The 26,176-nt window shown below is 61.1% G+C and carries 26 protein-coding genes and 1 pseudogene; 8 read left to right on the forward strand and 19 right to left on the reverse strand.

What is annotated here, in order from left to right; translation table 11 throughout:
• The first annotated feature begins 72 nt into the window (after nt 1-72).
• Nucleotides 73-477, forward strand: a complete 405-nt coding sequence (locus tag B0E42_RS23940; protein ID WP_018604023.1) for a VOC family protein — start codon at nt 73-75, stop codon at nt 475-477.
• Between the two features lie 161 nt (nt 478-638).
• Here B0E42_RS23940 and B0E42_RS23945 read toward each other — a convergent pair whose 3' ends face one another.
• Complete coding sequence (locus tag B0E42_RS23945) at nt 639-1,787, reverse strand: MalY/PatB family protein (protein WP_077507864.1); 1,149 nt, start codon at nt 1,785-1,787, stop codon at nt 639-641.
• A 158-nt stretch (nt 1,788-1,945) separates the two neighbouring features.
• Here B0E42_RS23945 and B0E42_RS31575 point away from each other — a divergent pair.
• The 3 genes and pseudogenes from B0E42_RS31575 to B0E42_RS23955 form a co-directional block, all read left to right on the forward strand.
• Nucleotides 1,946-2,047 (forward strand): annotated as a pseudogene (locus B0E42_RS31575) (alpha/beta hydrolase); the annotation flags it as partial.
• A 227-nt stretch (nt 2,048-2,274) separates the two neighbouring features.
• The gene (locus B0E42_RS23950; protein ID WP_077507867.1) at nt 2,275-3,021 is read left to right on the forward strand and encodes a YkgJ family cysteine cluster protein; all 747 of its coding nucleotides are present in this window, start codon (nt 2,275-2,277) and stop codon (nt 3,019-3,021) included.
• 242 nt (nt 3,022-3,263) lie between these two features.
• On the forward strand, nt 3,264-4,172 hold the full coding sequence (locus B0E42_RS23955) for an AraC family transcriptional regulator (RefSeq protein WP_018604019.1): 909 nt from the start codon (nt 3,264-3,266) through the stop codon (nt 4,170-4,172).
• A 46-nt stretch (nt 4,173-4,218) separates the two neighbouring features.
• On the opposite strand, the gene B0E42_RS23960 is transcribed toward B0E42_RS23955, so the two are convergent.
• The 10 genes from B0E42_RS23960 to B0E42_RS24005 form a co-directional block, all read right to left on the reverse strand.
• Complete coding sequence (locus B0E42_RS23960; RefSeq protein WP_077507870.1) at nt 4,219-6,459, reverse strand: xanthine dehydrogenase family protein molybdopterin-binding subunit; 2,241 nt, start codon at nt 6,457-6,459, stop codon at nt 4,219-4,221.
• Nucleotides 6,460-6,471: 12 nt separating this feature from the next.
• Nucleotides 6,472-6,945, reverse strand: coding sequence for a (2Fe-2S)-binding protein (locus B0E42_RS23965; RefSeq protein WP_003201837.1), 474 nt, complete (start codon nt 6,943-6,945; stop codon nt 6,472-6,474).
• A 200-nt stretch (nt 6,946-7,145) separates the two neighbouring features.
• Nucleotides 7,146-8,465: an OprD family porin gene (locus B0E42_RS23970; protein ID WP_053179786.1), complete on the reverse strand. Its 1,320-nt coding sequence runs from the start codon at nt 8,463-8,465 to the stop codon at nt 7,146-7,148.
• Nucleotides 8,466-8,643: 178 nt separating this feature from the next.
• Nucleotides 8,644-9,474: a phosphodiesterase gene (locus B0E42_RS23975; RefSeq protein WP_053179788.1), complete on the reverse strand. Its 831-nt coding sequence runs from the start codon at nt 9,472-9,474 to the stop codon at nt 8,644-8,646.
• A 25-nt stretch (nt 9,475-9,499) separates the two neighbouring features.
• Nucleotides 9,500-10,531, reverse strand: a complete 1,032-nt coding sequence (locus B0E42_RS23980; RefSeq protein WP_053179790.1) for an ABC transporter ATP-binding protein — start codon at nt 10,529-10,531, stop codon at nt 9,500-9,502.
• Nucleotides 10,528-11,322, reverse strand: coding sequence for an ABC transporter permease (locus B0E42_RS23985; protein WP_053179792.1), 795 nt, complete (start codon nt 11,320-11,322; stop codon nt 10,528-10,530). Before B0E42_RS23985 ends, B0E42_RS23980 begins: the two co-directional genes overlap by 4 nt.
• Nucleotides 11,319-12,173: an iron ABC transporter permease gene (locus tag B0E42_RS23990; protein ID WP_139353213.1), complete on the reverse strand. Its 855-nt coding sequence runs from the start codon at nt 12,171-12,173 to the stop codon at nt 11,319-11,321. Before B0E42_RS23990 ends, B0E42_RS23985 begins: the two co-directional genes overlap by 4 nt.
• Before the next feature lie 15 nt (nt 12,174-12,188).
• Nucleotides 12,189-13,193 (reverse strand): ABC transporter substrate-binding protein, encoded by a 1,005-nt coding sequence (locus B0E42_RS23995; protein WP_077507873.1) that lies wholly within the window; start codon nt 13,191-13,193, stop codon nt 12,189-12,191.
• Nucleotides 13,177-14,196 carry a LacI family DNA-binding transcriptional regulator gene (locus B0E42_RS24000; RefSeq protein ID WP_077507876.1) on the reverse strand — a complete coding sequence of 340 codons (1,020 nt, stop codon included), beginning with the start codon at nt 14,194-14,196 and terminating at the stop codon, nt 13,177-13,179. Before B0E42_RS24000 ends, B0E42_RS23995 begins: the two co-directional genes overlap by 17 nt.
• 136 nt (nt 14,197-14,332) lie before the next feature.
• Nucleotides 14,333-15,541: an MFS transporter gene (locus B0E42_RS24005; protein ID WP_077507879.1), complete on the reverse strand. Its 1,209-nt coding sequence runs from the start codon at nt 15,539-15,541 to the stop codon at nt 14,333-14,335.
• Nucleotides 15,542-15,694: 153 nt separating this feature from the next.
• Between B0E42_RS24005 and B0E42_RS24010 the strand changes: the two genes are divergently transcribed.
• Nucleotides 15,695-16,576: a LysR family transcriptional regulator gene (locus B0E42_RS24010; RefSeq protein WP_077507882.1), complete on the forward strand. Its 882-nt coding sequence runs from the start codon at nt 15,695-15,697 to the stop codon at nt 16,574-16,576.
• Nucleotides 16,577-16,630: 54 nt separating this feature from the next.
• Here the strand turns inward: B0E42_RS24010 and B0E42_RS24015 are convergent, their stop codons facing one another.
• The 4 genes from B0E42_RS24015 to B0E42_RS24030 form a co-directional block, all read right to left on the reverse strand.
• Nucleotides 16,631-17,332 (reverse strand): YafY family protein, encoded by a 702-nt coding sequence (locus tag B0E42_RS24015; protein ID WP_168188538.1) that lies wholly within the window; start codon nt 17,330-17,332, stop codon nt 16,631-16,633.
• 3 nt (nt 17,333-17,335) lie between these two features.
• Nucleotides 17,336-18,268 carry an NAD(P)-dependent alcohol dehydrogenase gene (locus tag B0E42_RS24020; RefSeq protein ID WP_053188439.1) on the reverse strand — a complete coding sequence of 311 codons (933 nt, stop codon included), beginning with the start codon at nt 18,266-18,268 and terminating at the stop codon, nt 17,336-17,338.
• A 182-nt stretch (nt 18,269-18,450) separates the two neighbouring features.
• Nucleotides 18,451-18,840, reverse strand: coding sequence for a putative quinol monooxygenase (locus tag B0E42_RS24025; protein WP_077507887.1), 390 nt, complete (start codon nt 18,838-18,840; stop codon nt 18,451-18,453).
• A gap of 78 nt (nt 18,841-18,918) precedes the next feature.
• Nucleotides 18,919-19,824: a LysR family transcriptional regulator gene (locus tag B0E42_RS24030; RefSeq protein ID WP_053188442.1), complete on the reverse strand. Its 906-nt coding sequence runs from the start codon at nt 19,822-19,824 to the stop codon at nt 18,919-18,921.
• Nucleotides 19,825-19,998: 174 nt separating this feature from the next.
• On the opposite strand from B0E42_RS24030, the gene B0E42_RS24035 reads away from it, so the two are divergent.
• From B0E42_RS24035 to B0E42_RS24045, 3 genes are all read left to right on the forward strand, one after another.
• Nucleotides 19,999-20,298 carry a hypothetical protein gene (locus B0E42_RS24035; protein WP_024617681.1) on the forward strand — a complete coding sequence of 100 codons (300 nt, stop codon included), beginning with the start codon at nt 19,999-20,001 and terminating at the stop codon, nt 20,296-20,298.
• Between the two features lie 69 nt (nt 20,299-20,367).
• On the forward strand, nt 20,368-21,063 hold the full coding sequence (locus B0E42_RS24040; RefSeq protein WP_018604009.1) for a type 1 glutamine amidotransferase domain-containing protein: 696 nt from the start codon (nt 20,368-20,370) through the stop codon (nt 21,061-21,063).
• A gap of 24 nt (nt 21,064-21,087) precedes the next feature.
• On the forward strand, nt 21,088-22,119 hold the full coding sequence (locus B0E42_RS24045) for an amidohydrolase family protein (protein ID WP_077507890.1): 1,032 nt from the start codon (nt 21,088-21,090) through the stop codon (nt 22,117-22,119).
• Between the two features lie 37 nt (nt 22,120-22,156).
• Here B0E42_RS24045 and B0E42_RS24050 read toward each other — a convergent pair whose 3' ends face one another.
• The 4 genes from B0E42_RS24050 to B0E42_RS24065 all read right to left on the reverse strand — a co-directional run.
• Entirely contained in the window at nt 22,157-22,936 is a 780-nt protein-coding gene (locus B0E42_RS24050; protein WP_077507893.1) for an SDR family NAD(P)-dependent oxidoreductase, read from the reverse strand.
• A 60-nt stretch (nt 22,937-22,996) separates the two neighbouring features.
• A complete protein-coding gene (locus tag B0E42_RS24055; RefSeq protein WP_077507896.1) occupies nt 22,997-24,256 on the reverse strand; it encodes a TIGR02270 family protein in 1,260 nt (419 codons plus the stop codon).
• A gap of 19 nt (nt 24,257-24,275) precedes the next feature.
• Nucleotides 24,276-25,154 (reverse strand): hypothetical protein, encoded by an 879-nt coding sequence (locus B0E42_RS24060; protein WP_053179811.1) that lies wholly within the window; start codon nt 25,152-25,154, stop codon nt 24,276-24,278.
• Nucleotides 25,155-25,175: 21 nt separating this feature from the next.
• On the reverse strand, nt 25,176-26,176 hold a 1,001-nt coding region (locus tag B0E42_RS24065; protein ID WP_077507904.1), incomplete at its 5' end, for a PAAR-like domain-containing protein.

Below are 26,176 nucleotides of genomic sequence, written 5' to 3' on the forward strand. Positions count from 1 at the left end.
AGGACACCGGCGAACATTGGATGAACCTGTATTCTCCTATGTCAGTACGGGGTTTCGATAAGGAGCGGGACAATGTTCAGCCACATACAGATCGGTGCGCGTGACCTGCCGAAAATGGTCGCTTTTTATGACGCAGTCCTCGGCTGCCTGGGACTGGAGCGCATCGAGGGTGAACACGATTCGGGCCCGCCGGGGGAGGGTTGGCAGCGGCCCGGCAAGCATTGGCCACAGGTTTTCGTCCAGTTGCCTTTCAATGGCCTGCCCGCTACGTGGGGCAATGGCATGCAAGTGAGCTTCGCCGCCGACTCGCCGCAAACCGTCCGCGCCGCCTGGGAGCAGGCGATGGCCATGGGCGGTATCGACGAAGGCCCACCCGGCCCGAGGCCACAGTATTGCGAAGGCTATTTCGGGGCGTATTGCCGTGATCCTGAGGGGAACAAACTGTGCTTTGTCCATGCGCCGGATATGCATGAGTAACTGTTGTGGCGAGGGGATTTATCCCCGCTGGGCTGCGAAGCAGCCCCAATAAACAGCGCACGAAGTCAACCTGACACAACGAGTGATCTGTTTTTAGGGCCGCTTCGCAGCCCAACGGGGATAAATCCCCTCGCCACAGGGGATTGTTGTCGCCTGTTGGATCAGCCCCTGGCTTTCAGGCTGCGCTCCATCCGCGCGATGCCTTCCTCCAGCAGCGCCCGCGGGCAGCCGAAGTTCAAGCGCACGAACTGACCGGCGTCGTCGCCAAAATCCAGGCCGGCACTCAGCCCGACCTTGGCTTGTTTCAGGAAGAAGGCCTGCGGGTCATCCAGTCCCAACCCGGAGCAATCCAGCCAAGCCAGGTAAGTGCCCTGGGGCACGGTCATGGTGACGCCCGGCAGGCGCGTGTTCACCGCTTCGACCAGGTAATCACGGTTGGCTTGCAGATACGCCTTCAAGGCCTCTAGCCACGGGCCGGCTTCGCTATAGGCCGCACGGGTCGCTTCAAGGCCCAGGGCATTGACGCTGTCGACCATGCCGGCCCGGGCGCTGTTGACCCGTTCGCGCAGCTTGGCGTTCTGGATAATCGCGAACGAGGTTTTCAACCCGGCGATATTGAAGGCCTTGCTGGCGGACATCAGGGTGATGGTGCGCTCCGCAATCTCCGGGCTGAGGGAGGCGGTTGGAATGTGCACGCGGCCGTCGAAGCACAGCTCGGCATGGATTTCGTCGGAGATGATCCAGGCGTCCTGCTCCAGACAGATATCTGCCACGGCCTTGAGTTCCTGACGGTCAAACACCTTGCCCAACGGGTTGTGAGGATTGCTCAGCAACAGCGCGCCACCGCCCTGTAACGCGTCGCGCAATGCCGCCAATGGCGTGTGGAATTCACCGTTGACCCGGTCGAATGGCAATTCCACTTTGTTCAACCGCCAGTGACTCGGGGCGTTGCGCAGCGGCGGGTAGTTGGGCACCTGCACCACGACATTCTGCTGGGGTTCTACCAGGGCATGCAGCGCCATGTTGAAACCCGGCTCGACACCCGGCAGGAACACAATCTGCTGGGGCTCGACGCGCCACGCATACTTGTTCCACAGGTCGGCCACGACGGCGGCACGCAGATCGTCCTGGGCCACGCTGTAGCCCAGCATCGGATGCTCCAGGCGCTTGTGCAGCGCGTCGATGATCACGGGCGGGGCGGGGAAGTCCATATCGGCGACCCACATCGGCAACACATCGGCCGGGTAGCGGCTCCATTTGGTACTGCCGGTGCCGTGGCGCTCCAATACCGTGTCGAAATCGAAAGTCATGGGGGCTCCATCAGTCAGTCATGAGATGGCGAACATCATAAAGCAAAGGCCAAGGAGAAATGCCGACAACATTGGCATCCTGACCCAGGTGATTCCCTGCACCTCTCGGTTTGTCCGGCAAACCGAGCCTTGCGTATACGCATGTATCTCTGTGTATCTACGAACATCGCCTGATCGATGGTGGCGTCGGCCACAACTTGCCGCAAGAGGCACCGCAGGCGTTCGCCCAGGCGGTGATCGACGCCGATCATCTTCAATGATGCCGCGTTCCCAGCCTCTGGCGTGAAGAGTTGCCTGAAACAACGGATTTTCCTCCCAAGGGCTGATACCTGAAATCACCTTGGATCAGGCAAACATACCGGCGGATTCGGCAAGCGGATTGGCATTTCGCTCCACATACTCTCGCGGCCCTGAGGCCCTGCCACAGCTGTATCCGAGTGGCAGGGGCTTTTGTAGGTCATCGAAAACATGTGTGCGAGTGCTTGATATGGAAAACAACGCGATCCGCTTTGCCTGCAACGGCTGCGGGATTTGCTGCAAGGGTCGGCTGATTCCACTGACGCTGGACGAGGCAAGGCAGTGGCTGCAACGCGGACATGAGGTGGCGGTCGTAGTGGAGGCGTTCGATGAGTCGACCTGGCCTTCGGAGCCTGGACAATTTTCCCATAGCGCCCAACGGGCCGTGGAAGTCACCAGTGGCGATGCCCAGATTCGAGTCGTTGCAGTACTGGCGGGCAATGCGCTGACGCAGTGCCGCAATCTCGGCGACGATGGCCGTTGCGGTATTTATGAAGAACGGCCGTTGGTCTGTCGAATCTACCCAATGGAAATCAATCCGCTCATTGCCTTGCGTCCAGCCGACAAGATCTGTCCTCCCGAAGTCTGGGAGACGGGCGAGGTTTTGTTTACCGACCGTGTCGTCGATCCGGTCCTGGCCGATCAGATCGAACGTTCCCGACAGGCGGACAGGGACGATGCCCAGGCCAAGATTGCGCTGTGTGAAGCGATGGGCATGAACGTCGCGGCTTGGAAGGGCAACGCGCTGGCGGTGTACTTGCCTGATCGAGTGCAGTTGGCTGAGGCGATCATGCGCTACGACCGCGCCCCTGTGGCACCGACAGGCCTGGATTGGAAAGTGCGGGTCGAAACGGCGGCCCTGGCCCAACGACTGCTGCAAGTGGGTGTCGCGCTGGATGATCAACGGTCAACCGGCTACATCTTCCAGAATCTTTAGGCACCCAGCCAAACCATCACTTTGTGCCCACCCAACTCCTGAAACACATTGTCATTTCTGGCCCGAGGTGACTGATGCGAGCTACGGATCGTTAAATCGAGTAGAAATTGCCTCAATCAGGCAAGCGACTCGAACCGCCGACCCAGCATACTGCGTCCATATTGATCAACGACTTAGGGTGATGCCGAACAGCGTTCGCCATCACCGCCAGTCGTGGGTCCGATGTTTTCAAGGAGTGAGATGTGCACACCGATTTCAAAAGCGACCGGGGCGCCAGCGACATCAGTCGCCTGGCCGGCTCGGTCAGCCAGCTTGTGCCCAGCGAAGGCGACCAGATCACCGCCATTGCCGGCTTGAGCCTGCATCGGCGTAACGCGATCAGCGCGCCGACGCACTGCATCTATGGCCTGGGTATCGGCGTGACCTTGCAAGGCCGCAAGCAAGCCATGCTCGGGGACGAGATACTGACCTACGCGCCCGGCCAGTCCATGGTGACCTGCGTGGATCTGCCGGTCATTTCCCATGTTTCCCAAGCCAGTGTCGCCAAGCCATTCCTGGGCATGATGCTGAGATTCGACAGCACGATGGTGATGCAGGTGGCCGAGCGCATGCAGTTGTCACAGCGCATGAGGGACGACGCGTTTCGACCGATTACCGTACAAGCGCTGGATGCCGGGGTGCTGGACGCCCTGCGACGCTTGATAGACCTGCTGGAGGAGCCGCCGCTGCTTGAGACAGTGGCTCCGCTGATCAAGGAAGAGATCATCGCTCGCCTGTTGAGCGGTGCCCACGCGCCGCAGTTGCTGCATGTGATCGCTGCCGGGTCACCCAGCCAGCACATTGCCAAGACCGTCGCCTGGCTGAAACTGAATTTTCGCCAAGCGTTGCGCATGGACGATCTGGCGGCACAAGCGCACATGAGTCCTTCCACGTTTCGCCTGCATTTTCGCACCGTGACCGGTATGAGTCCGTTGCAATACCAGAAGCAGCTGCGGCTACAAGCCGCTCGGCAGTTGATGTTGAGCCAGAACGTCGACGCAAGCAGTGCCGGGGGCTTGGTTGGCTATGAAAGTGCCTCGCAGTTCAGCCGTGAATACAGCCGTCTCTTTGGGGCGCCGCCGCAACGGGATATCAAGCGCATTCGCTTGTGATTGTGAGGCGTGCCTGGCATTGCGACCAGACAGCCTCACACCCCGGTCACGCCAACTTGAACGGCAACTCACGCAACGGTTTACCCGTCAGGCTCGCCACGGCGTTGGCGAAAGCGGGGGCCAACGCCGGGAGACCGGGTTCTCCCATTCCGGTGGGCGGCTCGGCGCTTGGCACGATGTGGACGGCGAATTCCGGCATGTCGGTAATGCGCGGCACGCTGAAGTCCGCAAAATTGCTCTGCTGCACCACACCATCTTTCAGGGTGATCGCGCCACCTGGCAGGCACATCGACAAGCCCATCAGCGCCGCGCCTTGGACCTGGGCCTCGACACTGCGTGGGTTGACGGCCAGGTTGCAGTGCACACCGGCTGTCACGTTGTGCAGCACCGGACGGCCGTCCTGTACCGAGGCTTCGACGACGTAGGCCACCACCGAGCTGAACGACTCGTGGACCGCCACGCCCCAGGCATGGCCCGCCGGTAATTGGCGCTTGCCATACTCGCTCTTGTCCACGGCCAATTGCAGCGCCTCGCGATGGCGCGGGCTCTGGTCACCAAACAGCTTCATCCGGTAGGCCACTGGATCCTGCTTGGTCGTGCGGGCAATCTCGTCGATCAGCGTTTCCATCACAAACGCCGTATGGGTGGAGCCCACGCTGCGCCACCACAGCACGGGAACGTTGAGCTTGGGGTGATGAACCGTCAGCCGCATGGGCAGCGGATACGGATTGCGCAGGCCTTCCGTGGCGGTCGGGTCGATGCCATTTTTCACCCGCCCACCAAACACGGTGCCGGTGATGATCGATTGCCCGACCAGGGCGTGGTCCCAGGCGAGGACCTTGCCACTGTCATCAAAGCCGATGCGCGCGCGGTGCAGGTGCATGGGGCGATAGTAGCCACCCTTGATGTCGTCTTCCCGGCTCCAAAGGGTGCGAATAGGGGCGTTGACCCCAGCGGTGCGCGCGGCCTTGGCCACTTCGCAAGCCAGTACAACGAAATCGTTGGTGGGCACGCCACGTCGGCCAAAACCACCGCCGGCGGTCTGCACGTTCACCTGGATCTGCTCTGGCTTGAGGTCCAGCACCTTGGCGGCCGCAGCCGCATCGCCGCCGGGGAATTGCGTGCCGACCCACAATTGAGCGCCATTGCCAGCAAGCTGCACGGTGCAATTGAGCGGTTCCATGGGGGCATGGGCGAGGTAGGGGAACACGAACTCGGCGTCCAGTTGATGCGGCGCGGTGGCAAGCGGCGTCATGTCGGCATCAAAGTGCAACGGGCCTGGCTTGCCCGCCAGCTCCCGGTATTGAGCCAGTTGTTTTTCGCTGTCCACTTTTTCCACGGCGGACGTGTTCCATTCCACCTTCAGTGCATCGCGTGCCAGCTTCGCCTGCCAGTAACTGTCGGCAACCACCGCAACACCTTCGGCACCGCCGTCCAGCGGCACACGCACCACGGCCTTTACACCTTTCGTGGCCCGCGCCGCGCTGTCATCCAGGGAGGCGATCCTGGCGCCGAACACCGGTGGGCGGGCGACGACAGCCGTGAGCTGTCCCGGCAGATGCATGTCGATGCCAAAATCCTGCTGGCCGCTGCTCTTGGCCTTGGCATCGATACGGGTGGTGGCCTGGCCGATGATGCGGAAGTCCTTGGGATCCTTGAGCGTGATCTGCTCGGGCACCGGCATCGCCATCGCGGCTTCGGCCAGTTCGCCGTAGCTCGCTTTACGGCCTGCCGGGCCGAGTACCATGCCGGCCTGGGTGCTCAGGCTCGCCACGTCGACGTTCCAGCGCGCGGCGGCGGCACTCAGCAACATGGCGCGGGCACGGGCGCCGAGTTCGCGGTACTGGGTATAGCTGTTCTTGATCGAGTTGGAACCGCCGGTCAGGTGGATGCCGAAGGCCGGGTCCATGTAGGCGGCGTCACTGTTACCGTTGCGACTGCGTACCAGGCTCCAGTCGGCATCGAGCTCCTCGGCGAGAATCATCGGCAAGCCAGTCTGCACGCCCTGGCCGAACTCCAACCGGTTGATGGTCACCGTGACCTCGCCACTGGGCGCGATCTGTACGAATGCGGAGGGTTGCTGGGTCGGCTTGAGCGGCGCTGCGGCGGCGCCATTGGCCTCCTGGGCCAGGGTCAGGTGTGGAAACGCCCCCAAGGCCAGCCCGCCGATGCCGACGATCTTGAGAAAGCTGCGGCGGGGCAGCGCAGCGGGGCCGTCAGCCACGTCGCGTTCAAGCATGTGTTGCAAGGCGCGAGGCTGCTCGTTCGGAAAAATCTCGTTCAACATGGTCAGCTCCGATCAGGCAAGGGCTTTGGCGGCATCAGCCACCGCGGCGCGGATACGGGCGTAGGTGCCACAGCGGCAGATATTGCCGGCCATGGCCGAGTCGATCTCGGCGGCCGTGGGCTGCTTGCCCTTGGGCTGGGCCTTAAGAAAAGCGGTCGCGCTCATGATCTGGCCGCTCTGGCAGTAGCCACATTGCGCCACGTCATGCTTGACCCACGCTTCGTGCACGGCGCTGCCGACCGGGTCGCTGCCGTTGGTGGCCGCTTCGATGGTGGTGATCTTCTTGCCTTCGGCGGCGGCGATGGGCGTCACGCAGGAACGAATGGCCTGGCCATCCAGGTGCACGGTGCAGGCACCACACAGCGCCGCGCCACAGCCGAACTTGGTGCCGGTCATGCCTAGCGTGTCGCGCAGGGTCCAGAGAATCGGGGTGCTTGGGTCTACGTCGACCGTGTATTCACGGCCGTTTATGTTCAGGGCGCTCATAGGGGGACCAGCTCCAGATGGTTTGGCTCTGGTTAACTATAGGAAGGAATGGTTGGGGTGGATTGCACGATCCAGGCTGATTCTTGCCTGATCATGCGAATCGACATGCCCTGTGAAGGTGCACGCAGTTGGGTTAGCGCAACAGGGAGGGAGGAAAGGAGCCGCATTGGGAGTGCTGGCGGCTCCTTCCTTCTGCACGGTTACATCAACGGAATGCTATAGCTCACGATCAGGCGATTCTGATCCTGGTCACGAGCAATATCGCTGCGGGACATACCGTTGCGCCAGCCGAAACCGACGTTCTTCAACGCGCCGCTCTGGATCACATAGTCCAGGGAAATATCACGTTCCCATTCACTGGCATCCTGGCCGCTGGCGGTCTGGATGTTGTCGCCCTTGAGGTACATCACCGATGCCTTCAGGCCCGGAACGCCAAGTGCTGCGAAGTCATAGGCATATTGGGCGAATGCCGTGCGCTCACCGGCCTGGATGAACGTCTGGATGGTGCGGTCGGTGTAGAGATAAAGACTCGCGCCGCCTTCACCTTTGCCCACCAGGCCGCCCTGGTTCAGTTGTGTAAAGTTGCTGTCTTCGGACACGCTTTGATAACCGGCGGTAATGGCATGGCCGCCCAACGAATAAATGAACGCCGCACTCCAGGTATCGTTGTCGATTTCACCGCTGCCGTCCTTGGTATAGCCGCCAAGTTTGTAACCACTGGCGCGACCGGCTGCGCTGCTGTTCTTGCCATCGGACGTGGTCTTGAAATAACGCAGGTCGGTTTTCAACGAGCCGTATTCACCCAACGGTAATACATGCAGCAAGCCGGCGAAGTGCTGCTGGTAATAATCTTCCAGATTGGCGTAGTAATACTGGGCGGTCAGGTCCTTGGTCAGTTTGTAATCGCCACCGGCAAAGGTGAATTTGTTGCTCTCCTGGCTGCCGCCCGCCACGGCCAGGCCGGCGCTGTCGCTGGAAGCACGGCCGGTGGCGTGTTCCAGTTGTCCGGCAGTGAAGGTCAGGTTGTCGATTTCATTGCTGGTGACTTGGCCACCCTCGAAGGTTTGCGGCAGCAGGCGGCCATCGTTGGAAACCAGGATCGGCAATTTTGGTTGCAAGGTGCCGTAACGCAGCTCGGTCTTGGAAACACGCATCTTCGCTGTTGCACCGAGACGCGACCATTGGTCCGCCGCCTTGTCACCATCGTTTGGGAACATCGAGCCGCCGACATGACGACCCGCGCCGCTGTCGAGTTTCAGGCCCAGCAGACCCATGGCATCCAGGCCGAACCCCACGGTACCGTCGGTGAACCCGGATTGATAATTGAGCATGAAGGCCTGGCCCCATTCTTCGGTCTTCGAAGGTGCGGCGGCGCCGTCACGGTTATCGTTGTTGAAGTAGAAGTTGCGCAAGTTCAAGTTGGCTTTGCTGTCGCTGATAAAATCAGCAGACGCCAATGGACTCAGGACCAGACTCACACCGCCAGTTAAAACACTCAGCACTTGAAATAGGGCTTTCATCAGGACGAACTCCACCGCGGAATCACTGTTCCGGGCATGTTGAAAAGGCAGCAGGAAGCTCTCGGCCGATCACCTGATGGGCCGATGCGTTAAATGACTCGTTAGAAAATCTTCAATGCTTAGAGTGGGGTAGGGGATAAATCTCCAAAGAGTGCCGTCAATGAAAGTCCCTGGGTTATCAGTCGATCAATCCATGAGCGTCATAAAAGGGGTACGGCCCGGGATATTCGCCAAACACACCGTTATGGGTCACCAACCCCTGTCCATGCCAGTGGTGCAGCAGGTAGCCGGGTGGTTCCAGGTTGAAATGCGCGGGAGCGGTTGGCTGTAGATCCAGGACAATTTGATGGGAGGTGCCGGGACACACGCAGCTCAGGCTGCCACCGAAGCGTCGCTGCATCGGCCGATGCAAATGCCCGCACAGCAAGCGCTCCACCTGCGGATGACGGGCGATGACCTGCTCCAGCGCCGAGGCGTTGATGAACGGTTCGCGGTCCATGTGGCCGATGCCGCTGATAAACGGCGGATGGTGCAGGACCAGCAGCGTTGGCACGTCGGGACGGCAGGCCAACTGTTCATCGAGCCAGCTCAACTGGCTGTCCAGCAACCGACCGCCATGGCCGCCGGGAATGGTGCTGTCCAGGCCGATCAGGCGCAGCGGATGCTTGTCAACCACCCAGTCCAACGGGGCGCAGGCCACGCTTGGCAAATAGTCATGATCGGCAAATGCCGCCCGCAAATGCTCGCGGTTGTCATGGTTACCCGGCACCAGGTAGCAAGGCATGTGCAGGCGCGCCAGTTCGGGGTGCAGCACGGCGTATTCATCAGGGCGACCGAAGTCCACCAGGTCGCCACTGATCACCACGATGTCGGGACGCGGCACCCGGGCATTCAAATGATCAACGGCATGACGCAACGCGGCGAGGGTGTCGACGACGCCATAGGTCAGTTTTTCCCCGGCCTTGAGATGCAGGTCGCTGATCTGCGCAATGAGAAACGGATGATTCAAAATAAGCCCTCTGAAAACACGAAGATCACGATGACAGGGTGAACAGCACCTGCGGCTCGACGGCCAAGGCAACCAGCGCGCCGGGGGTATGTATGACGCCGTCGGTGCTGTCCACCAGCAATGGTTGGGCGGCGCCGACGTCCACCAACAGGCGGCTTTGGGCGCCCTGGAAAAACTGGCCCACCAGGCGCCCGCGCAGATGCCCCTCGCTGTCCATCACCCGCAGATGCTCGGGGCGGCAATAGACGGTGGTGGGCAGCCCGGCACCCAGCCATGGCAACTCTCCGCCATGGACTTTCAAGCCCAGGGGCGTGTGCTTGAGCACTGGAAAAGCGTTGAGGTTGCCGACAAAACTGGCGACGAAAGCGTTGGCCGGTTGCTGATAGATTTCCCGTGGGCTGGCCAACTGCGCGACGCGGCCTCGCTCCATGACCAGAATCCGATCGCCCAGCGCCATGGCTTCGCCCTGGTCGTGGGTGACGAACACGGCGGTAATACCCAGATGGCGTAGCAACTGATCCAGTTCGCTGCGAAGGCGCTCGCGCAACTGCGCATCCAGCGCCGCCAACGGTTCGTCAAGCAGCAATACCCGAGGCTTGGGTGCCAGGGCGCGGGCGAGGGCGACCCGCTGGCGTTGACCGCCGGACAACTCGTGGATGCTGCGCTTGCCATGATCCTGAAGGCCCACCAGTTCCAGCAGCTCTGCGCAGCGCTTGTTCCGTTCGGCAGGCGCCATGCCGCGAATCTTCAAGCCATAGACGATGTTGCCGGCCACATCCAGGTTGGGAAACAACGCATAGTTCTGGAACACCATGCCCACGTCGCGCCGTTCGATGGGCAGGCGGGTAACGTCGGTGTCGCCAAAAAATACCTGCCCCACATCCGGGCGCTCGAGCCCGGCGATCAGCCGCAGGGTGGTGGTTTTACCGCAACCGGACGGGCCGAGGATCGCCAGGGTTTCGCCGGCCTCTATGGTCAGGTCCAGGTCATGCACGGCAACGGTGCCGTCCGAGAACGCCTTGCGGCAACCCGCCAGGCGAAGGGTGGTTCCGGTCATCGTTTTTCTCCACGGGAAAGGCGCGCGCTGATGGCCTGCAACGCAATCAGCAGCGGCACGATCATCAGCAGGAATATGAGGGTGTAGGCGCTGGCGACTTCCAGCCTGGCCGAGGCATAACTGTCGGCCAGGCCCACCGGCAGCGTCTTGGTCATCGGTGTGTGGAGCATCCAGGTCAGGTTGAACTCGCCCAGCGACAGCGTGACAACCATGAGTACCCCGGCGAGAATCCCTGCCCGGCAATTGGGTACCACCACGCTGAAAAATCGTCGCAGCGGCCCGGCGCCAAGACTGGCCGCGGCTTCTTCCAGGACGGGCAAGTGCTGGCGTTGCATCACTGCCATCACCGGGCGCACCAGGAACGGCAGGGTGAACAGCACATGGCCGACGAGAATGAACAGCCAGCTGCTGCGAAATCCGCCGAATTGGCCATAGGTGAGCAGCAACGCCAGGGCGCTGGCCAGGCCTGGCATCGCCACCGGTAGCACCATCAACTCCTCGAACGCACGGCTGAAGCGGTTGTTCATCCGTACCAGCGCGTAAGCCGCTGGAACACCCACCACGCAGACGCACAGTGCGCAGGCCACGGCCAGTTGCAGGGAGAGCCAGACCGTCGGCGAATAGGCCTGCCAGACTTGCACCAGCCAATCGAACGTCAGGCCGCTGGACACACCCTGGAAATAATTGCGTGTCAGCCCGGCCAGCAACGACATCAGCACCGGCACCAACATGAACGCGCAGACCAGCAGGGTGAACAGCAACTGGCCGATAAACAGCGTTGAGCGCTTCACAAGACTGTCCTCGAGTTTTTCGCCAGGCGCCTGGCCAATAGCAGCACCGCCCAGGTCAGCGCCCCCAGCACCACCGACAGCGCAGCGGCCACGGCGAAATTGGCGTAGTTGGTGAACACGTTGTAGATCGCCACCGGGGTCACGTTCAGGCGGGTGCCCAAGGTGAAGGCCGTGCCGAACGCGCCCATGGAGGTGGCAAAGCAGATCGCTCCGCACGAGACCAGCGCCGGCGCCAGGCCTGGGACGATGACATCGCAGAGCACTCGCCAGTGGCCGGCGCCCAATGAATGCGCGGCTTCTTCCAGGCTGCGATCCAGGCTTTCGCAAGCGGCCATCACCGTGAGGATCACCCGCGGAATCGAGAAGTACAGGTAACCGATACAAAGGCCCATCAGCGAGTAGGCGAAGATCCAGCGCTCACCTGCCAGCTCAAGACCGAGACTGGCGAACAAGCCTTGGCGACCAGCCAGCAGAATCACCAGGAAACCGACAACCACACCGGGGAATGCCAGCGGGAAGGTCAACAAGGCGACCAACAGCGAACGACCGAAGAAGCGCTGGCGACTGAGGAAAACCCCACTGATGCCACCTACCAACAGCGCCGCGAGGGTCGTTGCCAGAGCCAGCAGGCAAGTCTGTGCCAGGCTGCCCAGGTATTGCGCACTGCCCAGTACCTGCCAATAACCGTTTTCGCCGCCGTCGCGACGTTGCCCGCCCAGCACGATCAGGTGCGCCAGCGGCAACAGCCAGAACGCGAACAGCACCGCTGCCGCAGGCGCCAGGGCCCAGGCCGCGGTTAGCCGCAAACGCGGCACCGTGGCCTGGCCCGACGAGACTCCCCGGGCTTTTATTACCGAGGCGGTCACTTACTTGACCTCTTTCAGATAACGCGCGGAAAAGGCTTCCTGCGCCGCCGCCATCTGCTCGTAGTTGACCACGCCGGCCCGGGCGTAATCGCTGTCCGGCAGGAACTGCGCGGCGATGTCGGCAGGCATTTTCATCGCCCGCACTGGCCGCAGGTACGCCTTGGCCCAGAGCGCCTGGCCTTGCTCGGACAGGACGAAATCCAGGACCTTCTCGGCGTTGGCCCGATGGGGCGCGTTGTCGACGATGCTCATCACGTAAGGCACGCTGATGCTGCCTTCCTTGGGAATCACGAAAGCGACGTTGGCCTTGTCCTTGTAGCGCGCCCGGTAGGCGTTGAAATCGTAATCGACCAGGATCGGCAACTCCCCGGACAACACCCGCGCATAAGCGGTCTGCTTGGGCACGATGGGCGAGTTTTTCGCCAGTTTCTGGAAGTAGTCGATCGCTGGCGTGAAGTCATTGAGGCTGCCGCCCATGGCCTGGTTGATCGCTACCGCAGACACGTAGCCGACGAACGCGCTGGACGGATCAAGGTAGCCGACCATGCCTTTGTACTCAGGCTTGAGCAGATCGCCCCAGCTTTGCGGCACGGGCAGGCCGCCCAGTGCATCGACGTTGACCATGATGCCCAGGGTGCCGGAGTGAATGGCAAACCAGTGTCCTTGCGGGTCCTTCAAACCGGCCGGGATCTGCTCCCAGCCCTTGGGTTTATAGGTGCCGACCACCCCGGCTTTTTGCGCCTGCAAACCGAAGGTCACGCCGTAATACACCACATCCGCCACGGGCGCGGCCTGCTCGGCCACCAGTTGTGCCAAGGCCTGTCCGGAGTTCTTGTTGTCCAGCGGGACCTGCACGCCGGTGGTATCGGCAATGGCCTTGAGCTGCGTGCCCCAGTCGGCCCATTCCGGTGGGCAGTTGTAGCAAATCGCCGTTTCGGCAGCCTGGGCCAGGCTGGCAACGCCGCAAAACAGCAACGTCGCCAGGGTTTTACTGAAGCGGATCATCAAGCGTCTCCTCGTAGGGTTGAGTACTTTCGCCCGGCCGGATATGGCAGGGCAGGCAATAGGAAACCGGTGTGGCGCCGCCGATCTGCGCCAGCAGTTGGTCGATCACGGTGCAGGCCAGGGCCTCGATGGGCTGGACGACGCTGCACAGCGTCGGGTGCATCTGAGTGCCGAGGGCGATGCCGTCAAAGCCAATGACCGAAAGCTGCTGGGGGACGTGCCAGCCGTTGCGGCGCAGTTGTGCAATCAGGCTGATTGCCAACAGATCGTTGGAGCAAACGAGGGCACTGAGGGCTTGCGGGCCTTGCAGCAATGGCTCGATGGCGGCGAAGTCGGCTTGGGTATGGGCCGGCATCTCAATCACCGGCAGGCAGTCGAGACCGGCCTCACGCATGGCGTCGCAATAACCGGCGTAACGCAGGCGAGCACGGTCCGATTGCAGCGCAGGGCCGGCAACCATGCCAATGCGCCAATGCCCGGCTTCCAGCAGATAACGCGTGGCGAGGGCCATGCCGGCGCGGTTGTCCACCGACACGGCGCTGTAGTCCGGATTGCCCGGTTGGTGATAGGCCAGCACAAAAGGCGTGTCCTCGTTGTCCAGGCTTTGCAGCACGCGGTTGCTCTCGGCGTCGGTCACCGTGAGGACCAGGCCATCGACGCGCTGGCGCAACAACTCCTCGACCACCACGCTTTCGCGCTCGCTGCTGTAGTCGGTCGTCGCCAGGAGCAGGTTGTAGCCGCGCAGACGCGCAGCGCGCTCCATGGCCTGGAATTGCTCGGCGAACACGGGGTTGAGCAGGTTGGGGACCACCACGCCGATCAGCTTGGTTTCTTGCAGGCGCAGTTGGCGGCCAAGACGATTGGGCCGAAAACCCAGCTGGCGCGCGGCGGCGAACACTTGCTCGCGGGTGGCCGGACGCACCACTTCAGGGGAGGCAAAGGTGCGCGCCGCGGTTGCCCGCGAAACCCCTGCCAAACGTGCTACTTCTTTCAAATCAGTCATTGTCACTCGCTTGAGATCGATCTCATTGGCGAGGACAGTACTCAGGGCTTATGGCGTTTTGGCGACGCAGTGATGACGATTTGATGTCAGTGGCTGAGGTCTATCGTTGATGACGATTCATTGAGCGTATGTCTGTTCAGCGCAGGCTTGCGGTAAACCCGTACTGCCTGGCAGACCAAACCACCGCCAACGTCAGCAGCAGGAGAACGACCAGGACCGGCGCAAACGCCACGACCCCCAGGTGATCGAGCAGCAGGCCCCCCACGATCCCGCCACCGGCAATGGCGACGTTCCAGGCCGTGACCAGCATCGACTGGGCGAGATCCGCTGCCTCTGCGGCCGTCTTGGCGATTGCCGTCTGGAACAACGTCCCGGCCCCTCCAAAAGCGATTCCCCAGGCCGCCACTGCGATGTAGATCGCAGCAGGGCGATCGCTCATGACGCCTAGCGTCAGTGCCGAGATGGCGAACAGCGCCGTGCTGGCAAGGGTCAATGCCCGTAGATGGCGATCGATCAGCACGCCGACGACCCAGATGCCCAGCAACGATGCGACCCCGAAGACCAACAGGACCAGGTCGGTCCGCTCGCCCAGGCCCGCCGTCATCAGGAACGGTGCGATATAGGTAAAGAGGATGTTGTGCGCCAGGACAAAGGCCAACACCACGAACAACACCGAGCGAACGCCTGGCAGGGTGAAGACCTGGCGCAACGCAAGGCGCTTATTGGTGGTTTGCCCAGGAAAGTCAGGCAGCTTGAGTCGTACCCAGACCATCAAGGCGACGGCGAACAGGCTCATGATGGCGAAGCTCATCCGCCAACCGATCAAATTACCGAGCAAGGTGCCGGCCGGTACGCCCAGGGATAACGCCAAGGGTGCACCCACCATGGCAATCGCAATCGCCCGGCCTTTCTGGCTCTCGGGCACCATGCGGGCGGCATAACCGGCCAACAAGGCCCAGAGCAGCCCGGCCGATACGCCACCCAGCAAGCGCGCGACGATCGTCAAACCATAGTGGGATGAAAGCGTCGTCACCGTATTGGCCACGGCAAAACCGGCAATGGCCAGCAGCAAGAGCGCCCGGCGCCGCATGCCTTGGGTCGCGGCCGTCAACGGAATGGCCGCCAGCAATGAACCTATCGCGTAGACCGTGACCAACTGGCCGGCGAGGGCTTCGGAGATCGCCAGCCCTTCGCTGATCTGTGAGAGAAGGCCGGCAGGCAAGGCTTCGGTGAGAATGGTCACGAACGCCGCCAGCGCGAGGGCAAACAGTGATCCGATGGGGAGCGGCGCAGCGTCTTGAACGATCTCGGCACCAGCGTCGATATGGGTATTGGCAATCGTCATGTGTCACCTGCTTGAAAACGCTTCTGACCCGCCGGATAGCGGCGTCAATCGCAGATTGATAAGTGCCGACAACGGTAAGTGTCCCTCCTTGGCGAGACAAGAATGCTAGAGTGCGCAACACATCGGAAAAAATGTCCGCAATTGGAGCCTGGCGTGGAATCACTGAGCGGGATTGGTTTTTTTGTTCGCGCGGCCGAAACCCGCAGCTTTTCAGAGGCGGGCAGGGCGCTTGGCATTTCGTCTTCGGCGGTGGGCAAAAGCGTCGCCCGGCTCGAGGAACGGCTGGGTGTGCGGCTGTTTCATCGCAGCACGCGCAGTATCACGCTGACGGCGGAAGGGACGCTTTTCCTCGAGCGTTGCCGGCGCATTCTCTGCGAAGTCGAAGCGGCCGAACTGGAACTGTCGCAAACCCGCCAAGCGCCGCGGGGCAAACTGCGCGTGAGTTTGCCCCTGGTTGCTGATTTGGTGATGCCGACGCTGATCGCCTTCATGCGCCGCTACCCCAGTATCGAACTGGACCTGGATTTCTCCGACAGGCTGGTGGACATCATCGAGGAAGGTTTCGATGTCGTCATTCGGACCGGAGAACCGAACGACTCCCGGCTGATGTCCCGCCCGTTGGGCCCGTTCAAGCTGGTTGTGGTCGGTTCGCCCCAGTACTTCGCCGAGCACGGTACGCCGCAGGTGCCGGCGGATCTGCTGCGCCATGCCTGCCTGCTATACAAGTTTCCCAGTACTGGCAGGATGCAGGTCTGGCCGGTCAATGGGGAAGGACAGCCCGATCTCAACCTGCCGGCCACCCTGGTCTGCAACACTACCGAGGCGTTGCTGCACGTAGTGCACGACGCGCTGGGGATTGCCTGCGTGCCGGACTTCACCGTGCGCGATGCCATCGCCAGCGGTGAACTGGTCACCGTCCTCGACGAGTTCAATCGGCATCAGAACACCTTCCGCATGCTCTGGCCTTCAAGCAAACACCTGGCGCCGAAACTGCGGGTGTTCATTGATTTCATGAGCAGTGAGTTGTTCAAGTGACTGAACCACCGCTATCGCGAGCAAGCTCGCTCCCACAAGGGAAATGCGCTGGTCCTAGCTGCAGTTTTTTTGTTTGCACGGGTGCGTTTCCCGGGCGCGCCACTCCTTGACCAGCTGTTGCCTGGGTCGGGCGTAGCGCTCCTCCAGGATAGCCACCTCGACAATCCGGTCCGTTCGGAATAGACGATAGTCGCCACGCAGCTCACACCAGCCGGCGATATAGCGCTGCGACTCGACAAACCCCAGCATGATCGGCCAGAAGGTTCGCTGCGTCTGCTCTCCATTCTCGTCCTTGTAGACGATCCGCATTTTTCGCTGTTCGCGAAGCGCCAGCCGGACCTGCGCCAGATCCAACGCAGCCGGCGCGCCTTGATTGCGACTGACATAGATCGTGTCGTTGTCCAATGTTCGCCGCATGTGCGGCGGCAGGACACTGTCGATTTTTGCCAGGGCGTTTTGAACGGCGCGGGCCAGGCCTTCATCGGTTTGGCGGCTGACCCTCTGTGCGCCGGCCATCAACGCTTGGATCTCTTCCTCGGTAAAACTCAACGGCGGCAACAGAAAACCCGGGCGCAAGACGTAGCCAACGCCGGGTTCGCCAACGATGTCCGCCCCCATCGACTGCAGCGTGATGACGTCTCGCCGGATGGTACGCAACGACACATTCAGCTCACGGGACAGCGTGATACCGGAAACCGTCCCGCGGTGGCGCCGAAGGACTTGCATGAGGTCGAATAATCTATGGCTTCTTGACACGCTTCAGTCCATGGCCACGAGGGCCTTGCCACGGAGCTTCCTGCCGCCCTCGATGGCCGCGATAAGCTGGATCGCATCGCCGAGCGGCACCACCTCCGCTACAGGAAGCCGGAAGCTGCCATTCTGGGCGGCTTGGGCGAGCGTGTCGAGAACGTCGGGGCGCGGTGTACAGATGACGGGTTTCAAGCGTTTATCAAAGAGTGCGCGAATGAACTTGCCAGGGCTTGGATTCAGGTCCAGCAGTACGCCACCCTTGCGCAGCAGGCTGAAGCCGAGTGACAGGGGCATTGTGGCCGCCGTGTCATACACCACATCGAAACGTTCAGGCAGGTGGGAGAGGTCGGTCTTCTGATAGGCATAAACCGTATCGACCCCCAACCGTCGCGCTCGCTCCAGGGTCTGCTCACTGCAAGAACCGCTAACCTTGGCCCCCACCATACGGGCTATCTGCACGCAGGCTTCACCTACTGCGCCACTGCAACCGTTGATGAAGACATGCTGGCCCGCGCTCAGCCTGGCCTTGTCCCGCAACCCGTTCCACGCGGTCATCCCCGGTGTCCCGAGGCAGGCGGCTTGCTCGAAGGATACGTCGTCGGGTTTGCCGGACAGCAGCGATTCCTGGGTGACCACCGCTTCTGCCAGGGCGCCACTTTCCTTGAAGCGGGCGAGACCAAACACAGCATCGCCCACCTTAAAACGCGTGACGTCGCTGCCCACCGCAATGACCGAGCCGGAGAAGTCCATTCCCATGGCCCTAGGGAAGGACCTACCCGTAACGATCTTCATCTGGCCGCTGCGCAACTTCCAGTCGATCGGGTTGATGGCGGCGAATCTGACTTTTACAGCAACTTCGCGCGGGCCCGGTGAAGCCAACGTGAATGACTCGAGTTTCATCACATCCGGCCCGCCGTAATTGTAATACTGGATACGCTTCATAGCTGACGCTTACTCTGGATGATTGATGAGATAGAAGTAGGGCCGGGGGCAGGGGCGCGGTTTCCAGCGCATCGTTGAGCCTGCGGCCAATCACTTCACTCTAACCATCGACAGGGTCAGTTTTTGTCACCATTGTTTTTCCGCAGGGCACCTGCCTGGCACCGGAAGGCATCGTCCCGGTTTCACTTCGAACTCAGTTGGATCGGCGTCGTCTCGATCAATCGTCTGGAGAGGATCATCGACTGGGTTTGCTCTACGTACCGTTTGAAATGCGCAGAGCCAATGTGGGACAGGTAGGCTTGCTCGTCAGCGTAGATTTCGAAGAAGTGGAGCAAGTGAGGGTGGTCTTTATCCGCCACCGAATAGATGGAAATCACCCCGGGCTCCACGCGCGCGGAGATCTCCATCTCTTCCTTGACGATCTGGGTATAGCGTTGCAGTTGCTCCGGATCGATCTCGAGCTGTGCGACACGCACCACCACCGTGGATGGAAATGTCTGCGCGCTGGCCCCGCCGGATGCAAACAGGCAAAGCACCATTGCGCACTTGGAAAACCACTGACGAATGTTCATGACAAACTCCTGGCAAGGGCTGGGTGAATTCAATGACTCACCCACGGGCGACACGCTGTGGGCGACGGTTTCTCTGGCTCACAGCTTCATGATGTCTGGCAGTCGGCTGGCCAGCACATCGATGATGTGCCGCAGCCGCATGGGCATTTGCCGCATCTGGGGTGAAACGGCATGACAATCCATCGTGGTGGGCGGATGCGTTTCCAGGAGCTGAACGAGAGCGCCCGAGCGCAAGCGATCACGCACCAGCCACGAGGGCAGCCAGCCAATACCCATGTCAGCCTCGACAGCATCGGCGATCAATGAAAGGTCATTCAAACGAATGCGCGGGGAAAGGGACACCGTCTTGAGTTGGCCATCGGTATCCGTAACGGCCCAGGGCTGCGTGTAATCGCGCCGGTGATACAGCACCGCGTCGTGGCCGAGCAATTCTGGCAGGCTGCGGGGCTGCCCGTTTTTGACCAGATAACCTGGTGATGCGCATAGCAGTTTTTGCTGGACCGCCAGGCGTTGTGCGCGCAGACCGTTGAGTTGCGCCAGGGGGCCAAAGCGAATCGCCAGATCGAAGCCTTCGGCGATCAGGTCTACGGACTGGTCGCTGAAGTGCAATTCAAGTTCCAGCTTGGGATGTTGGCGGGCCTGTTCCAGCAGGATCGGACCGGCACAGTATTGGCCGAACAGGACCGGCATCGTCACGCGCAGGCGCCCCGTGATTTCTTGCTGGCCCGATTCCAGCAGGGACTGAGCCGAGCGGACTTCTTCCAAGGCGCGCAGGCAATGCTCGTAATACACCTGGCCAGCCTCGGTCAGGCTTTGGGTCCGGGTGGTCCGATGGAACAGGCGAACGCCCAGCCGCTCCTCCACCCGGCCAATCGCTTTGCCCACCGCCGACCGCGTCAGCGACAACTGTTCAGCCGCGCGGGCAAAACCGCCGGCGTGAACGACTTCGACGAACAGTGCTACGCCGTCCAATGGATCTCTCATACGGCCCTGGCTCCTGGATTGGTTCCCTTGATTCAACTTTATGGAGAAAAAATATCGTTAATGGTGATTATTATTCCACTATAAGCTACAGGTTCATTGATATTGGTGTCCAGGCGGAGCCAGTGCGTCGATTCCACTGCGCCTAAGCCCTGCACCCGACCAAGGAGCCGAACCATGAAACTGCTTTGTCTCGACATTCCTCAACCTGGCGCCAGTCTTGAGAAATATCAGCCGCATCTGTTCGACGAAGCCCGACATGCCTGGCAGCTCTACAAGGGCGGCATCGTGCGCGACTTCTATTTTCGCCAGGATCGCCCAGGTGTCGCGATCATCGCCGAGGCCGACACCGTGGAATCCGCCAGGGCGGCATTGAACGAATTCCCCCTGGCCAAAGCGGGGCTCATCGACTGGGAGATCATTCCGCTCGGGCCGTTCATGAACTGGGAAATGCTCTTCGCGCCTGGTAACGCCTGACGTTTATTGCGGCGCTGGCATCGTGATGAACGCGCCTGTCTTCTTCGTCTCAACCAAGAGCCTGAGACCATGAACAAACAAGCTTCTGAACTCAAACCGGTCCTTTTCGTCGTTACCAGCAACGCGGTGAAGGGCGCGTCCGGGATCCCCACCGGCTTCAACCTGGCCGAGGTCACTCATCCATTGGAGAAACTGCAGGAGGCGGGCATCCGTGTCGAACTGGCCTCCATCAATGGCGGTGCCGCGCCCTTGGACGGGCTGGAGGATATGAGTGATCCCGTCATCGCCCACTATTGGGCCGATGCGGATTTCCGGCATGCACTTGAGCACACCTTGCCCATGAACGAGGTGGATCCATCACGCTATTCGGCCATTTTCTTCGCCGGTGGTCACGGCACGATGTGGGACTTCCCTGATAACCCTGCCGTACAAGCGGCGATCCGCGAAATCGATGCGGCCGGCGGCATCGTTTCGGCGGTCTGTCATGGGCCGGCGGCCTTGGTCAATGCACGTCGCGCCGACGGCAGCCTGCTCGTGGCCGGTAAACGGGTCGCAGCTTTCACTGACAACGAGGAAGAGGAAGTGCAGTCCACCCACGTTGTGCCATTCCTGTTGGCATCGACGCTCAACCGCCGCGGCGCACATCACCAGCAGGCGGCTAACTGGGCCGACAATGTGGTTGTCGACGGTCGCCTCATCACCGGTCAAAACCCCCAGTCCGCCGCCAGCCTGGGCGAAGCACTGCGAGATGCGCTGTTAGCGTGATGACTTATGAGTAGGGCGCGCGATATGAAACTGATCTGTGTTGAAGAGCATGTACTCGACCCCGCCATGGGCGTCGCCACGCAGGCGCTCGTGCAGGCCGAGGCGCCCTATCTTTCGGGCTGGGGCAGTCGGGTGATCGATGGTGTACAGGTAGCGGACCTTAGTCGGCCGCATGTTGTTGCGCCCAGCGAGTCAGCTCGCAAGGCGTTGGAAACAGGCAAGTCACGCTTGGCCGATATGGACGCAGCAGGAATCAGCATGCAAGTGCTTTCCTATGGCGGGTTTCCTCAGCTATTGCCCGCCTCGCAAGCCATTGAGCTGTGTCGTGCTGCCAATGACCAGCTGGCGGTGACCGCGCAAGCTCAGCCCGATCGTTTCAGCGGTTTTGCCACGCTCCCGTGGCAGGCACCCGAGGCGGCGGCGCGTGAGCTGGAGAGGGCGGTGACGGAGCTGGGCCTCAAAGGCGCGCTGATCAACGGTCGTCCGGGGGATACGTTCCTGGACGACGCAGGCTATGCCCCGATTCTTGCCGCCCTCAATGAGTTGAAGGTTGCGTTGTACGTCCATCCGGGTCTGCCGCTGCCTGCCGTTCAAACGTCGTATTACGGCGGGTTCGAGCGTGAACTCAGTGCACGTCTTTCGATGTTTGCCTGGGGTTGGCACAACGAGGCAGGCATTCAAGTCGTGCGGATGTTGCTCGCGGGCGTGTTCGACCAGTATCCCCATCTGCAAGTCATCAGCGGCCACTGGGGCGAAATGGTACCGTTTTTCCTGCAGCGTCTGGAGGACGCTATTCCCCAGGATGCCAGCGGCCTGCAACGTCCCATCGGTCAGACTTACCGCGAGCATGTCTACGTTTCGCCCAGTGGCATGCTCACGCTCCCGCATTTCCAGTTCATTCACGCGCTCATGGGCGCGGAGCGAATCCTGTATTCCATCGATTATCCCTACCAGAGCCTGGATGGCGCCCGCGCTTTCCTCGAGAGCCTGCCCATCACTGAAGCGGACAAGGCGCTCATCGCCCACGGTAACGCCGAGCGATTGCTGGGCCTATGACGCGAATCGTGGCGAATGCCTGGGGCGCCTGTTCAGCTCAAGGGGCCTTGTTCTCGACCAGGCAGTTCCCACCATCCACCACGATGACTTCGCCCGTGAGGTAGCTCGCCTCTGAAGACGCAAGGAAAGCCACCAATGCCGCCACCTCTTCGGGACGTCCGGCGCGGCCCATCGGCGTGTAACCGGCCGCCTTGGACTCCTCGGCAGTGGTCGACCCGGTAGTGATCCAGCCGGGAGCGACGCTGTTCACCGTGATCCCTTGCTGGGCGACTTCCAGCGCCAGGCTCATGCTCATTCCAACCATCGCGGCCTTTGCGGCGCTGTAAGCCGCTTCACCGGGGTTACTGCAGCGGGTGCCGGTCGTAGAGCTGATGTTGACGATGCGTCCGTAACGGCGCGCCCGCATGCCGGGCAGAACCGCCCGTGTCAGCAGAAAAGCCGTGGTCAGGTTTCGCGCCAGTGTCAGGTTCCAGGTGTGCAGGTCCATGCTTGCCACGTCGGAAAAGAACTCCGGGCTGCCTTGCATGGCCATACCCGCGTTGTTGACCAGAATATCGATCTGCCCCCAGAGGGACTCTGCCCACAGGATGAACTCGCGTACCTGGTTTTCATCGGTAAGATCGAGGGCCCGGCCTTCGACTTCGAACCCTTCGGCACGCAGTTCTGCAACTCGATCATTGATTCGCGCACTGCTGGCGGTGACGATCAATCTCGCTCCCGCCGCGCCCAGCCTGCGCGCGATCGCCATGCCGATTCCGATCTCGCTTCCAACCCCACTGATGAGGGCCACAGGGTTCTGTCCGGTTACGTTTGGCACGGTGCCTCCAGAGGGTTGTCAGTGATTGCCAGGCGTCGGCGCGCTATATAAACACGCAGATCAACGCCCGAACACCGTCGTCATCCCCAACAAGCGCTTTTGCCGCCAGGCCGGTGCGCTGGTAGGGAAAAGCACCTCGTCTGGCCGGAAGCGGGCGAGACCGCAGGCGGCGGCGATGCGTTGGCGTTGCTGGCCGCGGACAAGGGCTTGCTGAAAACTGTGTTCGCTATGGGCCAATCCCAGCATATAACGCGTACCCACCTGGAAGTGTCCGCCATTGGCTTGCCACCAGCCATCGATTGCCTGCGGGTCGGGCCAGGGCAGGTTTTCATCGGGGTCCATCGCGACATTGGGGTCATCAGGGTTGTCGTTCGGGCCTACATCGAAATCCGGCAAGGCCTGCAATTCCAGGTCGAGTAGCGCCAGGTCCGCGCCGGTGATCAGGCTGAAGGCTTCACCGGCGACGCGGGCATAGGGCAGGTCGCTCATCTGCTGGATCAACCAGGGCACGCTGACCGGATCGCCCAGCAGCCCTAGGGCCTCGATGCCGATGCGCCGATCCCGGGGATCCTGTACCAATTGACGTATCCAGGCGATGCTGGGCTCGCGTTCCTGCCAAGCCAGCAGTACGCAGAGCGCGCGGTACTGGAATTCGCCCGGGTGCTCGGCGAATGAGCGCAGAGGCTCCAAGGCCTGCTGATCACCCATTTGAGTGGTGGCCCAGTTGGCCCAGAAACGCGTGGCGGCGTCTTCATGCTGGCGGCGGGCACGAATCGCCGGCAGCAGGTCACGCCGGCGCAGCTCGCCCGCCGTGCGCGCGGCACGTGCCAGCACGCTGGGGTCGGCATCGGAAAGTCCGGCCAGCAGGGCGGGGCCTGGGTCGTGGCGATGCATGCCGCAGGCCGCGAGGCCGAGGCGACGGAACAGGGGCTCGGGGGAGGCGAGCATACGTTCGATCCAGGGCGATACACGCTCCCAGTCGAGCCACCCCAAGGCCATCAGGTAGCCGCGTTCGGTTTCCAAGGCACTGCGCAAATGCTCGCTGAGCCGCGATAGTACTTTGGCGTTGGCCGCCTCGAAAGCCAGTACCACGCAGGCGAACATCTCGCCGATGGCGTGCGGGCCGAGTTGGGCCAGCAGGGTTTCCAGGCCCTTGGTGCCGGCGATTCGAAGGCCGTCGAGGTGGGCGTCGAGGCGGTTATCGAGCGTGCCTATGTGGTCCAGATCGTAGTGTGGTGCATGCACGGCATGGCCCCGCAGGGCAGAGAGGAAACTGGCCTCTTCGGTGTGTTGATCGAGAATCGGTGACAAACTTTCCATGTACGTCTCTACATTCGTCTTAAGGACTGGGTATGCGTGTCCAATTCACTCCGTCATAAGCGGCAAGGTGTCGTTCACCGGATGACCATAGACATTGCTCATTCGCGTCCAGGTATCTGAAGGTCTGATCGCCGGGAAGCCCTGTCTCGACCTTCTCCAGCTTGCCGCCTTGTAACGTGTAGAGTGCTTTGGTGGTTGAAAGCCAGAGTCGGTCATTGAACCAGGCCATGTCCCAGAATGTATCGTCCGTGAGTTCATGCTCAATGAGCTCCCAGCGGTCGAGACGACCTCGTATGACGATGCCCAACTGGCCTGAGATGTAAACCACTCCGTCGGGTGCGCAAAGAATGTTTTCCAGAATGATGTTGGTCGGACTTTCGCTTCTCTGCCAGGCACCTTGCCAGCGATACCATATCTCGCCCCGGTTGCCGGCAGCATAGATTTCATCTTCACCAAAGCCGCCGATGGATTCGAAGCCATTGAGGCTGTCGGCGGTCGGATCTTCGACCACCCCTTGATCGCAACGCTGCCAGGTTCTGTCCTTTCGAACATAGACTTGGCGGCCGAAGCCTGTGGCATAGACACTTGCACCGATAGCGCGGATGTCGCGCAGCAGGCCATGCTTACTGGGTTTCTCCTCGACGATATCTTCGTAGGCTTGCCCGTCAGGCGCAGCGCGATGAACGCTGCCATTGGCGCATAGCGTCAGGATTTCGGGAGGCGCGCCGCGAACCGCGCAGATACCGGCGCAGATCGCCTGGACATAATAGTTGTCCCATGTTCCGGTCCATCGAAAGACTCGAGTACCGGGCTCGCGTTTGGAGTAGGCGAGCACATAGACGCGGTTTTTATCGAAGACGGCTACTCGGCTCAGCGTCCAATCCAATGTCTGAGTCATGTCATCCTTGCTCCCATTGAGCTACCAAGCACTGATAGTGACCTCTGGGATCATATCGTGGGCTAGCGCTTTCTGATTGTCTTGAAGGTTGGGTGTGTGTGTCCTCACAGGGGTTTTGTCCCTGACTCCGACCGTATTCTTGTGATAGGCGTCCAACTGCGCTTCCAGACATTTCTTTGAGCATTTCGACTTCGGAAAGGTCTGCTGAAGCGCTCGCACACCCGCTGAACGGGATTGGCCATAATTCCAGGCGTAGTCCTTTTGACCGGGCGGCGCGCCCTCAATGGCGGCCTGTTCCAGCTTGCCTTGGGCTGCATGCATGAAGCCATGGTCCCCTTCATAGCGTCCGCTTCCGTCTTGAGGGCATTGCACGCAAATGCACGGCGCATCTTTTTCATCGTAATTGGGGAACTGAGGAAGAGGCGTTTGGCGACCTGACCCTGTCGCTGTAAAACTATGGGCTTCAACGAGGTGGTGGCCGGTTTCGCCAGGGCAACAGGCAACTTGACTGTTCTGCGCCTTGGAATCCGCCTGCTTCTTGGACACCAGCAAACACTTTTTTGCGGAGGTACAGGCCTTGTCGTCACACCGTTGCGCTTTGGTCGGCAGTCCCCCGCACGCTTTGTTTTTCCTGGCCACTTCTTTCTTGCACTGCTCGATGGGCGTCGTCGCTGCTGCGTCGGCATAAGCCCAAGGAGGCGTATTTCCTGGCTTGGATGCGTGGTTATGAGTCATCAGGTCTAAATGCCTGACTACATTTTCCCCTTCGAACTTCACGTCCATCGACCAAGCAATGAAGTACACCTTCCCCTTGATCTTGCTAGTGACCACGCCTTTCTTCGGCGTGTTCCCGGCTTCATCTCCCGTACTGGTCTTGAAACAACTCTTGTCCTTGAGCATCACCTCTTTGCCGGTGATTTTGACCGTTCGTGTACCCCGTGTCGTGTCCTTAGCCATGCCAGTATTGGGGTAGGGGATCGGCACACCCAGCGGGGTGGGCCGATCCCCTACCCCAATACTGG

The sequence above is a fragment of the Pseudomonas sp. A25(2017) genome (assembly GCF_002001065.1).
GTDB lineage: Bacteria > Pseudomonadota > Gammaproteobacteria > Pseudomonadales > Pseudomonadaceae > Aquipseudomonas > Aquipseudomonas kilonensis.